This window comes from Dickeya fangzhongdai (assembly GCF_002812485.1).
Taxonomy (GTDB): domain Bacteria; phylum Pseudomonadota; class Gammaproteobacteria; order Enterobacterales; family Enterobacteriaceae; genus Dickeya; species Dickeya fangzhongdai.
Map to the genome: position 1 here is coordinate 860,852 of NZ_CP025003.1, position 14,536 is coordinate 875,387.

General features: G+C 56.5%; 11 protein-coding genes. 2 read left to right on the plus strand and 9 right to left on the minus strand.

Going from position 1 to position 14,536, the window contains the following annotated elements:
• Nucleotides 1-75: 75 nt before the first annotated feature.
• Nucleotides 76-528, plus strand: coding sequence for a hypothetical protein (locus CVE23_RS04065; protein WP_038917890.1), 453 nt, complete (start codon nt 76-78; stop codon nt 526-528).
• 240 nt (nt 529-768) lie between these two features.
• Here the strand turns inward: CVE23_RS04065 and CVE23_RS04070 are convergent, their stop codons facing one another.
• From CVE23_RS04070 to CVE23_RS04085, 4 genes are all read right to left on the minus strand, one after another.
• On the minus strand, nt 769-2,667 hold the full coding sequence (locus CVE23_RS04070) for a glycosyltransferase family protein (protein WP_100848953.1): 1,899 nt from the start codon (nt 2,665-2,667) through the stop codon (nt 769-771).
• A gap of 6 nt (nt 2,668-2,673) precedes the next feature.
• Nucleotides 2,674-3,897: a DUF1501 domain-containing protein gene (locus tag CVE23_RS04075; protein ID WP_100848954.1), complete on the minus strand. Its 1,224-nt coding sequence runs from the start codon at nt 3,895-3,897 to the stop codon at nt 2,674-2,676.
• 14 nt (nt 3,898-3,911) lie between these two features.
• A complete protein-coding gene (locus tag CVE23_RS04080) occupies nt 3,912-5,780 on the minus strand; it encodes a DUF1800 domain-containing protein (protein WP_225622639.1) in 1,869 nt (622 codons plus the stop codon).
• A 258-nt stretch (nt 5,781-6,038) separates the two neighbouring features.
• On the minus strand, nt 6,039-7,565 hold the full coding sequence (locus CVE23_RS04085; protein ID WP_038917894.1) for an MFS transporter: 1,527 nt from the start codon (nt 7,563-7,565) through the stop codon (nt 6,039-6,041).
• A 453-nt stretch (nt 7,566-8,018) separates the two neighbouring features.
• Between CVE23_RS04085 and CVE23_RS04090 the strand changes: the two genes are divergently transcribed.
• Complete coding sequence (locus CVE23_RS04090; RefSeq protein ID WP_038917895.1) at nt 8,019-8,228, plus strand: helix-turn-helix domain-containing protein; 210 nt, start codon at nt 8,019-8,021, stop codon at nt 8,226-8,228.
• A 155-nt stretch (nt 8,229-8,383) separates the two neighbouring features.
• Here the strand turns inward: CVE23_RS04090 and CVE23_RS04095 are convergent, their stop codons facing one another.
• From CVE23_RS04095 to CVE23_RS04115, 5 genes are all read right to left on the minus strand, one after another.
• The gene (locus CVE23_RS04095; RefSeq protein WP_174213727.1) at nt 8,384-9,880 is read right to left on the minus strand and encodes a mannitol dehydrogenase family protein; all 1,497 of its coding nucleotides are present in this window, start codon (nt 9,878-9,880) and stop codon (nt 8,384-8,386) included.
• 101 nt (nt 9,881-9,981) lie between these two features.
• Complete coding sequence (locus CVE23_RS04100; RefSeq protein ID WP_100848956.1) at nt 9,982-11,586, minus strand: DHA2 family efflux MFS transporter permease subunit; 1,605 nt, start codon at nt 11,584-11,586, stop codon at nt 9,982-9,984.
• Nucleotides 11,573-12,694 carry an HlyD family secretion protein gene (locus CVE23_RS04105; RefSeq protein ID WP_038917897.1) on the minus strand — a complete coding sequence of 374 codons (1,122 nt, stop codon included), beginning with the start codon at nt 12,692-12,694 and terminating at the stop codon, nt 11,573-11,575. The genes CVE23_RS04100 and CVE23_RS04105 overlap by 14 nt, the downstream gene beginning before the upstream one ends.
• Nucleotides 12,691-13,146: a MarR family winged helix-turn-helix transcriptional regulator gene (locus CVE23_RS04110; RefSeq protein WP_049854538.1), complete on the minus strand. Its 456-nt coding sequence runs from the start codon at nt 13,144-13,146 to the stop codon at nt 12,691-12,693. Before CVE23_RS04110 ends, CVE23_RS04105 begins: the two co-directional genes overlap by 4 nt.
• Nucleotides 13,147-13,444: 298 nt before the next feature.
• Nucleotides 13,445-14,533: a L,D-transpeptidase family protein gene (locus tag CVE23_RS04115; RefSeq protein WP_100848957.1), complete on the minus strand. Its 1,089-nt coding sequence runs from the start codon at nt 14,531-14,533 to the stop codon at nt 13,445-13,447.
• Between the last annotated feature and the right edge of the window lie 3 nt (nt 14,534-14,536).

Sequence of the window (14,536 nt, forward strand, 5' to 3'; positions counted from 1 at the left end):
GCAAGTGTTTTTTTCTGCAACTAAAACTGTTTTGGGTATATAAATAAAATATATTGCTCAAGGATAGGAGTAATTATGGATTATAGAATACTTCAGGGGATTTTCTCTGGATTGCCTTCTGTTGACGATCCGCGTTTCTATTTATTTGATGATTTCTATCAGAATAATAAAATCGACGTGCTCGCAACGTTACCCTGGCTGGTTTCCGAATTAATTGAAAATGATGGGTTCGACATAATGCTGGAGTTTGTCAGGCGTTATGGCGGCTGTCGGATCTATATTAATAAAGATTATGCCGCGTTTACACAAAAAGTAGGCATCGCGTTATCGGAAAAAACATACCGGAACATGTTACTGCACTCAGCTTCTGATAGTGTGCTGGACATTCCCTCTGCATGGGGGATCTATCTGAAGCTGAGAAATGTTGCGATTAGATTGCTATTACAGTCAGGCGTGAACCTGGAGCAGATCGCGCGGGATTTTGGCATGACAGAGCGTGCGTTACGAAAAATTATGGCCGACGGATAGTCGGCCGCATCATCTGACTATTTCGTGGCAGTATATATATGCGGCTGAAAACGATTGGGAGTTATTCAGCCTTTAACTCTTCAATTGGTATGCCTAACGTTTGCAGATAAGGTAAAAAATAGAAAGGTAATGGCGGCGGATAAAATAATACGACTGACTGAACCGATTTTTGGCACAGCGAGTAGTCCGAAACGCACCAGATATATATTATGGCACGTTCCGGATGATACTGTTGTCAGGTTATTGCGGCTGTCGCGTTGAGAGAACCCGGCTGGCACAGAAAAGAAGAATACGCTCGGTCAGGCGGCTACATAGTGCGGCGCACAGATAACGCGCCAGCATAAATAGAATAAAGATAGACACAAAAGTCGTGCTGGCCTGCTGCCCCAACACCAGCATGGAAAACGTCAGTACCGTATTACATCCAACCCAGGCGCACAGCAGTATGTCACGCTGCCGTGACCAGGCCCCTGGCTGGGAGAGCCTGGTTTGTTGCGTCAATCCTTTTGTACCCCAACTAATATCGCTGAAATTCGCCACAGAATAGCTCGTGAGATAAAAGTGGAAGAACGGCAGACTCGGTAAATAAAAAACTGCTACGCGCCATAACGTATTTAGGTTCCTCGATGAAGATAAGAGCAGCGCCAGTAGCGGCACCAGCAGGAGAAAGCTGCCTGGCACCGGGTGGTTACTGATATTGATAAGCATGATCAGATTGATGATGAGCCCCATCATGCTGATGGCAAAACTATGCAGGCGTACCCCCGTCGGGGTGTTGACGCTGTATATCCGACTGAGCCACAGCACGCCGCACCAGAGCCCAAGCAGGCTGCCTGCCGCCACATAGCGCGCGGCTTCACTGAGCGAGGCCGGAACGAATGATTCGGTACTCATGGCGCCTAATACGCTAAACAGGGAGGGGAAGAGAAACAGGAGCAGCAATTGGCTGTAATTCCAGAACAGGGACGCGATGATTTGCCTTTTTCTGGTCAATGAGAGCGTGTTTTGGCGCCATAGTCCGGGCAAGGCCAGCAAAGTGGTGGCTCGTACCGCCAGTGTGCTGTTAATCCAGCGGCGCCGTTGTCGCACCAGTTCGGCAAAGGTGTGGCAGGGATCGGTTTCCAGCATGGCGTCAGAACGGTATTCGGTCGTAGAAGGCGGAATACTCTCCCTGACTATCTCAAACCCCAACACCCGATCTTCAGCCAGAAATTGGTTATGCTCCAGCAAGCCCTGGGGGTGCAGGCCGCGTAAATAACGCTGAAGTGGCGATGACGTGGTTGAAGACGGCATGCTGAACGTTGCATAGCGAATCAGGCTGCATTGACCCGGCACGACCTCCATATACCCCAGCCGTTGGTTGACGGGCCAGTCAGTGATTTTTTCCCACCAAAAGTCGCCATATTGCCAGTTCAGTATCAGTCGCCGGTCGGTCGGCGGCGGGGTGAGGATACGGGCTGTCACCGCCCCACAGTGGTGGTGTTCTTCCAGATAGTCATGCAGGCGAGACAGGCAATGAGCATCGGGAACAGAGCCGGTATCAATTTGCAGAGCATAGCTCGGCGTGATCAGCCGGCAAATATGGCGGAAAAACCAGCTGTGTGAGTCCAGTTTGCCGCGATTATGGTGCTTAAGAGCCAGTACCAGCGTCACCGATGATAATGCGTTCTGCGTGGGGGAGATGCGTGGCGACGGCGGCAATATTTCACTGGCGGATAAGATAAGGCACTGAAGCGCCAACTGATTACCCATGTTGTTATCGGCATCGGAAGGCGGTGATGGAGAAGACAGGTCAAAACCCAGCGAAGACAACTGTGCCCGAGTTTGCGGATGCAGTGCCGCTTCGCCATCGGTAACCATGCATATCACCAGCGAGGGCGACGGCGCGTCTTCGAGCGTGGTGGAAAACTGGCTGGCGCACAACGCTGTCAGCGTATTCAGCAGCGCTGCGGGCGGCTCATTGTATAGCGTTACACAGGCCATTATTTTACTGGTGGCAGGTAAGTGCCGGGGATAAATCAGTCTGCCCTCCGGCAGCGCTTCAATCGCTACAGCAAACGTATCCGTCTGTGGCATTGCCCGGTTTCCGACGGCAAGCGCGGGGGAAATCCTGTTCATGAGAGTCATCCTTGTCAACATGAGCGTTTAGGCCGAAAGGCGTAAGGCCAGTGGTTCAAAGCCTTCATTCCGTAATGGATTGTGAGGCAGCCGCCAAAAATCGGTCACAATGCTGGAGTAAATACGGCGAAAGTCAGTGGTAAAGTATGGATTTCCCGCCTCATCCAGCTTACCAAGGTCACTGGGCGAGCCATAAATCCCGCCGCTTAACGCGCCGCCCAGCAGTAGGGCGACACCACTGGTGCCGTGATCGGTGCCGCCGGAGGCATTTTCCTCCGGGCGCCGGCCAAACTCGGACTGCACCAGAATCAGCGTGTCCTGCCAGGTGCCGATGTCCATTAATCCCCGCCGTAATCCCATCAGCAGCGTGGCCACCTGATGTAATAGCGGACGGTGCAGTTCATTCATCAAACCATGTAAATCAAACCCAGACATGCCTAGCTTAAATACCGGCGTGTCTACATCGCAGGCAATCAGCCACAGGAGTTGTGCGCCCTGAATGTAAATCGGCTCCAGGTAGCCGTACTCGCTGCTCCTGAACAGCCGTTCGAACGGGTTGGGGCGGTTGAGTTTTTGCCGGATTCGTTGGCTGATATCGCGATGGTTTTCAAGCAATGAACGGATGTAGTGAGTCGCTGAATTAGGCGCTTGAACGGCAGGCCGTAGCGCCACGTCATCGGAGGACATCAGGGCGCTGGTATCCTGAAGTTCCAGAATGCGTATCCCCTCTTCCTGTAGAAACGCGGGCGAACCAGAAAAAACGATGCCGTTGGCGTCATGGGGCACGGCCCAGCTACGGTTTGCCGCGATAGTGCGTCCAGCCCATCCGGAACGCTGTGCTGTGTCAACATAGCCGGTGTTCCAGATAGCGGTGGAATCGAAATGCGACAGCGATGGATTGGGATAGCCTGCGTCCGGTATCACGGCCAGCTCGCCGCGCTGATAAAGTTCGGCCAGCGGTTTGAATGACGGGTTAAACGCCAGCTCATCATTTAAGCGGATCCAATCCTGGGGGGAAATCGCCAGATTGGGGCGATAGCGACGATAGAGTGGGTCGCGGTAAGGAATGAGCGTATTCAGCGCATCGTTGCCGCCAAATAATTCCAGAATAATCAGCCGACGCCGACCGGTTTGCCGACCCAGCGCCTGAAGATTTTCCGCCAGCGACGATGTTGGCAATAATGACACCAGCGGCAGCGAACCAAACAGTTTCAGCAGGTTTCTGCGGGTACGCAGGATAGATTTATCCATAACAACTCCATGAGTTATTTCAGGTTATATGCCGGGTCTAGCGTGAGGAGCCGGTAGATTTGCTGTTGCAGACTTAACACCTGGCTGGCGGACGTTTCCTGCATCATCGGTGCCATATCGTCGGTGAACGTTGGCATGAGTGGCGGCATTTGAGTCAGTGGGGGCGGCGTGTTAGCCGATGCGTGTTGCGGCATCAGTTGCAGGCGCGCTGTGCCGTATTCGATACTGGAATTCAACGGTGTGCGCAGGTCGTCCAGTGACGCCTGTTCCGGACTGCTTGCCGGGTTCAGCGTGAATTCCAACTGGGCGTCGCAATAAAAGGAGGCCGGCGGCACCCCCAGTGGACAACGCCCGTATGTGGTATTGACCCAGCGCGCCTTAGCCGGGTTATAACGCTGCCCGTTCAGCGCTATCCAGTTGATAAATAAATGGGTATCCACATCCGTCAGCGTAAAGGCGATGGTGATGGTTTTCGGGTTTGCCGGCAGTGCGGAAACCGGGATATGCGCGTTTTCCCACATCGGTTTCATCGCCGCAGACTCATTGGACGCCTTCTCGATACCCTGGGTGTGCAAACCGGCCTGCGCCGTGATATCGGCTACCGGCCGGCCGTTGACGCGCACGCTGAATTGCGCGGGCGTGCGGCGGTATTCTGAGTTGAAGCGGATATGCAGGCCGTCGGTCGGCGTCGCGGCGAGCTTGCGTGATTGATCAACGGCGACCCACAATCGTTCAATAATGCGTTTTCTGTTGATGATTTGGCTATTGTTAAGCCAGTGATAGCCCCCTTTCCAGCCAGAAACATCCGGTGCCAGGAACGGTTCCTGCCCCAGCACTTCGCTGTAGTCGGCCAGTACACGATAATCCGGCAGGCGCAGGCGGAAAGTGCGCGCAAATCCGACAACCAGATCCAGTGGTGATTTGATCAGACTGCCGCGGTTCTCTGGCGCCCAGAATGCCTCGCTGAGCAACAGGGTTTTCAGCAGTGCATTCAGGTCATAGTTACTTTCACGTAGCGTGGTGGCCAGTTGGGCAATTTCGCTAGCATTGGGCTGCAAGGATACGAATTCGTAGAAAAATTTGGCGGCAATCCGTTCCGCGGTGCTGGGTTGCCGCAGTAAAACCTCCACCAGTTGATCCAGTTCGTCCGAGGCGCTTGCGGCAATGGTTTGACCGAGTACGGTTTTTACGCCCGTGTCCCTGTCCTGCTCGTTGACCTTGTAATACCAACCCTGATTTTGGTCTACGGTATGCCCGGCCAGCAGGCGGGCCACCTGCTTAACGTCCTGTTCGCTATAGCGGCCGATGCCCAGTGTGAACAGTTCCATCAGTTCGCGAGCCAGATTTTCATTGGGAGAGATACGGGTGTTTTTAACGTTGTCCAGCCCGCTTAACATCATCGGATCGCGCAGTATTCCTTTCAGCAGTTCACGAAAGCTTTTTCCGCCCCATTGGCGAAACAACATCAGTTGATCATAAAAAGGCGCGGAAACGCGAGTGTTCTGGAAACGTGAAACAAAATGGTTGTGCCAGAACAAGGCCAGACGTTCGGCAAATGGCGAGGGGGTTTCAATCATTTCCTGTATCCACCAACTCTGCAACTGGCTAATTTCATTGATGCGATAAGCCACCACGTCCTGTTTTTCCCAGTCCTTGTCCCAGTAATTCGGGCGCGGTTGTGAAAGGTAAGACGGGGGTTGGAGGTAGTTGGGTTGCTCAAGTGATGATAATAACCGTGAGACCGCCTGCTCTTTGGATAACGGCAGTAACGCGTTGATATCTTGCTGACTGGCGCCAAAACTGGTTCGTCCCAGTAAATGCCTGGCTTCATCGACGGTCAGTGCGCTGGCGCTGGTACAAACCAGCAGCAAGATTCCAGCCATAGATGAACGGATGAAAAAGCGACGTGATAGGCGTGCGCAAAGGACGGAAAAGTATGCTGGCATCGTGGCTGTTTCCTTAGTGGTCCGAAACTACAGCATCCTGCTGTATGGACTACTTTATGGTGTTTTAGCCGACATGCCAGGTGGAACCGTTCCCCCCTGTTGGTGTCGGGAAAGAAAGAGAGAGCCGATAAGAATTAAGAAAAGAAAAATGCCGCCCGGAGGGCGGCATTGAATGATGATAGACCGAGGGTAATCTTAGCGATGAGACGTCGCAACCACTGGTTCCGGAACGTCTTGTTGCATACCGAGCGGGTTATTGCCCCAGCACTGTTCGTATTTCCAGCCGGTCAGTTCTTCGGCAACCGCGCGGGCTTCCGCTGGAACATCGGCAATCGCACCGCCAGCTTTGATACGAGCAATTTCCTGCAGCAGAATCATGTGATTCTTACGGTCCAGACGCATCTGGGTGCTGTAGTAGATCGCGACGACCGCCAGAGCAACCACGCCCAGAGAGAACACGCCCACAATCGCCAGCACGGCGCTTTCCGGCTGTGCCGCTTTGCCGGATACGAATCCGAACTGGCTCAGAATCCAGCCCATGGCGAAGACGATGACGGAACGCACCATCTTACCGGCGAAGGTCATGGCGCCGGCGTAAATCCCTTCACGGCGACGACCGGTCAGCACTTCATCCACGTCCGCCAGGAAGGTGTAGACCGTCCAGGGAATGTAGTAGATACCGCCGGTGCTCAGACCGAAGATAGCGGTGATACCGAACAGGACGATGATGGTCGCAGTTTGAGACCAGCCAGTGAAATAGAGCGCTGCGTAGGCGATCACGCTGACAATTACCACCGTCAGCGCCAGGCGATACGGGCGACCGAAGCCCATTTTCACGCAGATGCCGATGAAGAGGAAGGTGGAGATAAACTGCATAATCGAGCTGAAGCTGTTGAGCTGGGACACTACCGCGGTGCTCTGCTTCAGACCGAATACGATGAAATAGGTAAAGGCGGAAGCGAACAGCCATTCAGCACCGAAACCGAACAGGTACATCCCGAGGTGTTTACGGAAAATACGCAGACGGAAAGTAGACGCCATGTCGATGCTGAGTTTTTTCAGCGACTGCCACAGGTTCTGGGTGTGTTCACGCGCCACTTCGCTCGGAGAACGTTCCCAGGAAGTGAAGTAGAGGGCGATCATCGCCGCACACATGATGAAGCCATAAGCCAGACCGGTGTAGAAGAACGGCGTGGCGGAGTCTTTACCGTAGATACCGATGAACTGCCCCGGAATAAAGGCGGCCAGGAAGTTGGCGACCTTACCGAAGATGGCTTTGGAGCCGGTCAGTTTGGAGCGGACTTTGAAGTCGGTGGTCATCTCGGTGGCGAGCGTTTCGTACGGCACCATGATGGAGGTGTAAATCAGCTCGAACAGCACATAGGTCGACAGGTAGTACCAGAAGCCGAGCCCTTCCATCCACAGCATCGGGTAGACCAGTACCAAAGGAATACCGAGCAGGATGAAGAAGCGACGGCGACCGAACATGCGGCCGATGCGGGTATTGTAGAAGTTGTCGCTGATGTAACCCATGATCGGGTTACTGATGGCGTCGATGACGCTGGCCACGGAGAAAATGGCAGCGGCCTCAACCAGAGACAATCCACAAAAGGTGGTATAGAAGTACATTAGCCAGGCGCCACTAATGGCTAAGGCGCCACTGCCTAGCAAGTTCGCGCTGCCGTAACAGAGCGTGTGTTTCAAAGTTATGGGTTTACTCATGATCAATTCGCCTAACAATATTAAAACATTATTTCATTTGAAATGAACTTATGTTCTTATCATTTGCCCGTTCGAGACAAAAGTAAACTAGCCATCCCACTCCTGGCTGCTTTTAATAGGAATCTGTCAGGGAGATCATGAAATAAGTTTTTTTAATTTGATCACGAGTATTGACCTGAAAAACGCGATGTTTGTCGGTTGGCATCATTTTTTTATCGTAAGACGATAAAAATTATCGGCGGCAGGAACGATAGCGTCGGGGAAGGTGGTGAAACTATCATCGTTATTTCGCAATGCCGGCCCGCAAAAATCAAGAATAATTGTAAAAAATAGCGATGAACTGTGATCAGCTTGTGATCCTGGATATTACTCGTGACGCAAAGTGTGATTTATCTCACGGCACCAGACAGTGTATTTTATCGGGTCATGAGTGAATTGTTGGTAAGACGGGCTATGCCAATCATTATCAGACTGGACGTGCTGCTGGCACAAAAAAAGATGAAGTCGCGCGAGCTGGCGGGGTTGATCGGCATTACCGAGCAGAATCTTTCGCTGCTGAAATCCGGCAAGGTGAAAAGCATCCGGTTCGATACATTGCAGAGAATATGCGAGGTGCTGTCCTGCCAGCCTGGCGATGTGCTGGAGTATTCGCCGGAAGAGTGATGGCCGGTGCGCCTGAGAGGGGCGGCATCGGGATATCACGGCGTACAGACGGCATCTGAACAGCCGCGCTCCGAGTACTTTCCTGAGCGCGGCATGTGGGGATGGCGTCAGCGCCGTGTGATATGGCGCCACACCGATCAGTCGTTGAATACAGATCAGTCGTTGAATAACGCCGCAACGGTTGCTTTGGCGCCGTTGTCGCGCAGCGACAGATAAGCGTCGGTCAGTGCCGCTACCCACGTCGCGTTGCCGGGCAGGTCATCGCCAAACAGCGCGCTGATGGACAACAGACCGCGGACCCGCTCTGCGTCGTCACGGGTGGTGCTGACGATCTGCTGCAACGTGGCGGCCAGCGGATCGCGGATATCGATCGCCTGGCCGGCATCATCAACCCCGCCGACGTAACGCATCCAACCTGCTACGCCCAGCGTCAGCGCGCGATGGTCACTGCCGCGCGCCAGATGCCAGCGTAACGACGCCAGCATGCGCTGGGGCAGTTTCTGGCTGCCGTCCATCGCAATCTGCCAGGTGCGGTGTTTCAGCGCCGGGTTGGCAAAACGCTCAAGCAACTGGTCGGCATAGGCGGTCAGGTCTACGCCGGACACATGCAGGGTCGGCGCCTGCTCCTGCAGCATCAGGTGGCGCACCGCCTGCCGGTAGCAAGGGTCGTCCATAGCGTTGTTGATATGCTCGTAACCCGCCAGATAACCGAGGTAGGCCAGGAAAGAGTGGCTGCCGTTGAGCATGCGCAGTTTCATCTCTTCAAACGGCAGCACATCGTCCACCAGTTGGGCGCCCGCCAGTTCCCAGTCGGGGCGGCCGGCGACAAAGCTGTCTTCCACCACCCACTGAATAAACGGCTCGCAGGCGATGCCGCACGGATCCGCCACGCCGACGGCGTCGGCTACCTGGCTCAGTGTTTCCGGCGTGGCGGCCGGTACGATCCGATCCACCATCGTATTGGGGAAGGTGACATGCTGCGCGATCCAGTCCGCCAGCGCGGGATCCTGCAGGCGTGCGGCATCCACCACCACCTGACGCGTCACTTTGCCGTTTTCCGGTACGTTGTCGCAGGAAAGCACGGAGAAGGGCGTAATGCCTCGCTCACGGCGCAGACGCAGCGCTTCGGCCAGCAATCCCGGCACCGACGAAGGTTGGCGCGGGTGGGCCAGATCCTGCTGCACCAGTGGGTTGTCCCGATCGAGTTCTCCTTTGTTGCCTGCGCGGCAGTAGCCTTTCTCGGTGATGGTCAGCGAGACGATCGCGACGATCGGATCCGCCAGCTGTTCCAGAATCGCCGCGATCCCTTCCACTCGGGCGTGCAGCGACTTGCAGACCGCGCCAACCACGATCGCCTGATTGCCGTGGGCGGCTTTCTCCAGCACGGTAAACCGGTGATCCTGACGGCGCAGGGCGGAAATCAGGGTATCGTCGCTGAACAACACCACTTCGCAAATCCCCCAGTCGCCGCCCTGACGGTTGAGCACCCGATCGGTCAGCAACGCCTGATGCGCGCGGTGAAACGCGCCGAAGCCGATGTGTACGATACGAGGCTTCAGCGACTGACGGTCGTAACGGGGTTGTTGCACTGCGGCGGGCAGCAGCGTGTTGGACAGATTTTTTTCGTTGCCGGACAAACTGTTACTGGACATAGATGGCGTCCTGAAAAGAGAAAAATTAACCGCCCAACCTTAACGGTCTTTCGGTTGGGCGGCAACTGTCATATGGCGTGTTCTGAAGCCGGTTCACAGAGTCATGCCGGCGCCTTGGCCGCCCCGGGTTGCGAGGTTGGGTTTAGCACCGGACGCGGTCGAATAAACCAGGCGGGCAACATTGCCAGAAAAAAGAACATCGCCACCATGAAAAAGCCGTCCTGATAGGCGAACATCTGCGCTTTTGGCGCCAGCACCGATTGCAGGTAGGTCATGATGCCGGGGTTGATGCTGGTGCTGAGCGGATCGCCGAGCGGATTGCCGCCGTGGCCGAACAGCAGACTGAGCTGGCGGATGGCGTCGGTGCTGCGGATATTGTCCAGCGTCAGCGACTGCGCCAGCATCTGGCCGTGAAAGGTGGCGCGCCGTTCGATAAATACCGACAGCAGGTTGACCCCCATCGCGCCGCCCAACTGACGGATGAAATTGAGACTGCCCGCGCCCTGCGCCAGCTGAGCGTGCGGCAGCGCCCGCAGCGCGCCGGCGTTCATGGCGGGCAACATCACCCCAAGCCCGACGCGGCCGATGACAATCCACCAGGCCATGGTCCAGAACGGGGTATCGGTGTCCGCCGCGCTGGACAGCCAGCAGGACAGCCCGAACAGCAGCAAACCCGCCACCACCAGCAGGTGGGGTTTGAGCTTGTCGCTGAGCGATCCCGCCAGCGGGAACACCATGCCGAGCGCCAGTCCCGCCGGCATCAGCAGCAGGCCGGAACGGGTCGGGGTGTATCCCTGAATGCTCTGCACAAACAGCGGGATGATGTAAGTCGAGCCGTAGATACCCGCGCCCAGCGCGAACGCCACGATACAGCCGGAGGTAAACGCCGGGTTGGCGAACACTCGCAGGCTGAGCAGAGGGTGCGGCGTGGTGAATTCGCGGACGATGAACGCCAGCGTGGCGATCACGGCGGTGGTCAGCAGGCAGAGAATGAAGAACGACCCCCAGCCTTCGCGCTGCCCGTTGGACAGCCCGGCCAGCAGCGAGGTCAGCGCCGTCACCAGCAGAATAAACCCCAGGGTGTCGAAACGCCGGGGCGTGCTGTCGGTCTGTGCGCTTTTAGCCGGCAGGATCACCAGTGCGGCGGCGATCCCGGCCAGACAGAACGGTACCACCACCATGAAGACCGCGCGCCAGTCGAGTTGATCGACCATCAGCCCACCGGCGGCCGGCCCCAGCGCTGGCGCCAGCACTACCCCGACGCCATAAATACCCATCGCTTTGCCGCGTTCCGATACCGGAAACACCTGCGAAATGATGATCATCGCCAGTGGCTGGATCACGCCGCTGGCGCCGCCCTGAAGAATGCGGGCGAGGATCACTTCGGCGCTGCTCTGACTGAAGGTGCCGAGCAGGCTGCCGGCGACGAACACCACCAGTGAGCCGACGTAGGTGGCGCGGTAGCCAAAGCGCTCCAGCGTCCAGGCGGTGATCAGCATGGTGGCGGTCATTGAGGCCAGAAAGGCGGTGGAAAGCCACTGTGCTTGATCCTGGCCCATGCCGAACGCGCCCATGATGTCATGCATCGCGACATTGACGATGGTCGCCGTGGCCGTGGTGGCGATGGTGCCCAGCATGATGGTGACCGTCGCCAGCCAGCGATAGCGGTGACCGAAACGGGCGGCCTGGGCTTCAATCGGCGACATTGATGCTGACTTCCGCCATCAGGCCCGGTTTCAGGCCGTTATCCGGATCGTCCAGCGCGATACGCACCGGTACGCGCTGGGTGATTTTAGTGAAGTTGCCGGACGGATTCGGGCTCGGCAACAGCGCAAATTGGTTGGTGGCTGCATCGCCGACCCGGATCACATGGCCGCTGAAATGTTTGTCCGGGTAGGCGTCCACCTGAATCTCCACTTTTTGGCCGACCCGAACCCGGCCGATGGCCGTCTCCTTGATGTTGGCTTCGACCCACAGATTGCGTGGATCGTGCACCAGCATGATCCACTGTCCGGCCTGTACGTAACTGCCCACATTCACAATGGTGCGATCCACCACGCCATCCACCGGGGAACGCAACGCCCGGTCGGCGATCTCCTGTTTGAGCTGATCCACCTGCGCCTGCAACGCGATTCGCTGCTGGCGCTGCATCTCGATCTGCCGGTCCAGCACCTGCAGCGTGTTGCGTTGCGCCACGGCGTTGTTCAGCGCCGCCTGTTGAGCGCTGCGCTGGGCTTCGGCTTCCCGCAGTTCGCCCTGACGCTGCAACAGCGTGGTGTGGGACTCATCCCAGGTTTTGCGGGCGGTGAGGTTACTTTTCAGCAGTTGATCGTCGCGCTGGAAGTTGTTCTGCGCCAGGCTGAGCTGGTAACCGGCGTTGTTAACCGCGGATTCGCTCGACGCCAGTTTCGCCCGCGCTTCATCCAGCGAGGCCTGAGTGGTGAGATCGGTGACCTGACGCTGTGTCTGGCTGTAGCTGATTTGAGCATCGGCGGCGGCCAGATTGCCCTCCTGCTCCGCCAGCCGCAAACGGGCGTCGCGATCGTCGATCTGCGCCAGCAATTGATCCTTGCGGATAGCATCGCCGTCAATAACGGGACGGGCGGTCACCCAGCCGCTTTCCCGGCTGGCCAGCGAAATCACTTCGCCCATTACGCGGGCGTCGGTTTCGCCGATATGCGTGAAACGCTGATGAAACCAGTACGCCAGTACGAGCACCGCCAGCAACAGTAAGGCGGCACCGGCCAGAAAAAAGGTACGCTGGCGTTGACTCAGACGCCGGAACCCCGCCAGTTTGGATGCGTGAGTATTCATGAGTGACCGTTTTCGGTTCGGGAGAGGTTGCTGATAACCTGATTGATGATCCGGCTGACCTGTTCAATATCCTGTTCCGACACCCCAGCCAGCGCCTGATTACGCACCTGACCGGCGATAGACTCCACCTTCTCCACCAGCTCCAGCCCGAGCGCGGTGAGATGGATCTCGCGAAAACGGCGATCGTTGCCTTCACGTCTTTCGATAAATCCCTGCTTTTGCAGACTATCCAGTACCCGGACCACAGCGGAAGCGTCCAGCCCCAGCGATTCGGCCAGCGCTTTCTGGTGGATGGGGGTTTCTTCGCGGGCGATGAACAGCAACGGCAGCCAGGTCGCCTGGGTCAATCCATACGGTTGCAATTCCCGGTCGATAACCCGGCGCCACAAGCGGGAGGTCTGACCCAACTGCAGGGCGAAGCGTCGACGGGCGGAAGATTCGGTCTGTGACATGATGAAGTCCGTGGGATAGATGAAATGTTATTAGTTAACAAGTCAACTAATGATAAGTCAATTGATTTTGTGAAGTGAATCATAAACAGCGGTGCAACAGACTGCTAATGCAAATTACGCCTTACCGCGGCGTGGGGAGAGGGTTTTATCAATGAAAGGTTATCAATGAGGATTTATCGATGAGGGTTATCGATGATAGTCAGGCGGGATGAAACGGGTGAGTGCAGGAAAGAACTCACCAAAAACAAACAGGGCAGCCTAAGCTGCCCTGTGAACAGGATTAAAATCCGGGGATCGATCAGGATTTGCTGGCGTCAGTCGCAGCAGCGGTTGCCGGCACGGCGTCGGTTGCCGTCTGCTGGGCCTGAGGCGCCGCCGGTTGTGCATTATCCGGCGTGCTGGTCTGCTGAATGGCCGGCGCCTGCGGAGCCGCTGGTTCAGCCGGTGCGATCGGCGCGATGTTTTCCGCCGGACCGTTCACTTTCGTCGGCATACCGATGCGGGTTTGCAGCGCCTGATTCACCGTGCTTTCACTGACGCTGGCGTCCGCCAGCACTTTGGTTACTGCCGGGGTCAGCTTCAGCGGAACCGGCGTGTCGGAGTTGAACTCTTCCTCGGTACGGGACAGCGGGTTGTGAACTTCGACATAACGTGAACCATCCGGCTCGACGGTGGCTTTCACCGGCTCGTTGATGAACTGAACGCGGGTGCCGACCGGAACATGGTCGAACAGGTATTTGATGTCTTTGTCACGCAGACGCACGCAACCGTGGCTTACGCGCAGGCCGATGCCGAAGTTAGCGTTGGTGCCGTGGATGGCGTACAGATTGCCGATGTAGAGCGCGTACAGGCCCATCGGGTTGTCCGGACCGGCCGGGTAAACCTGAGGCAGGAATTCACCGCGGGCGGCGTATTCTGCATGCATGGCGGCGGTCGGCGTCCAGGTCGGGCGTTCTTTCTTACGCTGAACCGAGGTCACCCAGTTGATCGGGGTGTCTTTACCGAGCTGGCCGATGCCGATCGGCAGTACCACCACGGTTTTGGAACCTTTCGGGTAGTAATACAGACGCATTTCGGCACTGTTGATCACGATGCCTTCGCGCGGAGCGTCAGGGAGAATCAGTTGCTGCGGCACGGTCATGGTGCTGCCCGGTTTTGGCAGATAAACGTCAATACCCGGGTTGGCTTCCAGCAGGTTGCTCAGGCCCATCTGGTACTGAGCGGCAAAGTGTTCCAGCGCGTCGGTGCTATCGCTGGGAATGGTAACTTGGATATTTTCACCCACCAGCCGGCTATTCGGGGCTGGCAATGGATAAACCACGGCGAGTGCTGTCTGGCTGAAAGCAGCCGCCGCCACAACTAATGTCAGGATCGCGCGAATACTCATTTT

Excerpts from the sequence above, each read along its gene's own strand:
- CVE23_RS04065 (WP_038917890.1), top strand. The coding sequence starts at position 76 with ATGGATTATAGAATACTTCAGGGGATTTTCTCTGGATTGCCTTCTGTT.
- CVE23_RS04070 (WP_100848953.1), bottom strand. The coding sequence starts at position 2,667 with ATGTTGACAAGGATGACTCTCATGAACAGGATTTCCCCCGCGCTTGCC.
- CVE23_RS04075 (WP_100848954.1), bottom strand. The coding sequence starts at position 3,897 with ATGGATAAATCTATCCTGCGTACCCGCAGAAACCTGCTGAAACTGTTT.
- CVE23_RS04080 (WP_225622639.1), bottom strand. The coding sequence starts at position 5,780 with ATGGCTGGAATCTTGCTGCTGGTTTGTACCAGCGCCAGCGCACTGACC.
- CVE23_RS04085 (WP_038917894.1), bottom strand. The coding sequence starts at position 7,565 with ATGAGTAAACCCATAACTTTGAAACACACGCTCTGTTACGGCAGCGCG.
- CVE23_RS04090 (WP_038917895.1), top strand. The coding sequence starts at position 8,019 with ATGCCAATCATTATCAGACTGGACGTGCTGCTGGCACAAAAAAAGATG.
- CVE23_RS04095 (WP_174213727.1), bottom strand. The coding sequence starts at position 9,880 with ATGTCCAGTAACAGTTTGTCCGGCAACGAAAAAAATCTGTCCAACACG.
- CVE23_RS04100 (WP_100848956.1), bottom strand. The coding sequence starts at position 11,586 with ATGTCGCCGATTGAAGCCCAGGCCGCCCGTTTCGGTCACCGCTATCGC.
- CVE23_RS04105 (WP_038917897.1), bottom strand. The coding sequence starts at position 12,694 with ATGAATACTCACGCATCCAAACTGGCGGGGTTCCGGCGTCTGAGTCAA.
- CVE23_RS04110 (WP_049854538.1), bottom strand. The coding sequence starts at position 13,146 with ATGTCACAGACCGAATCTTCCGCCCGTCGACGCTTCGCCCTGCAGTTG.
- CVE23_RS04115 (WP_100848957.1), bottom strand. The coding sequence starts at position 14,533 with ATGAGTATTCGCGCGATCCTGACATTAGTTGTGGCGGCGGCTGCTTTC.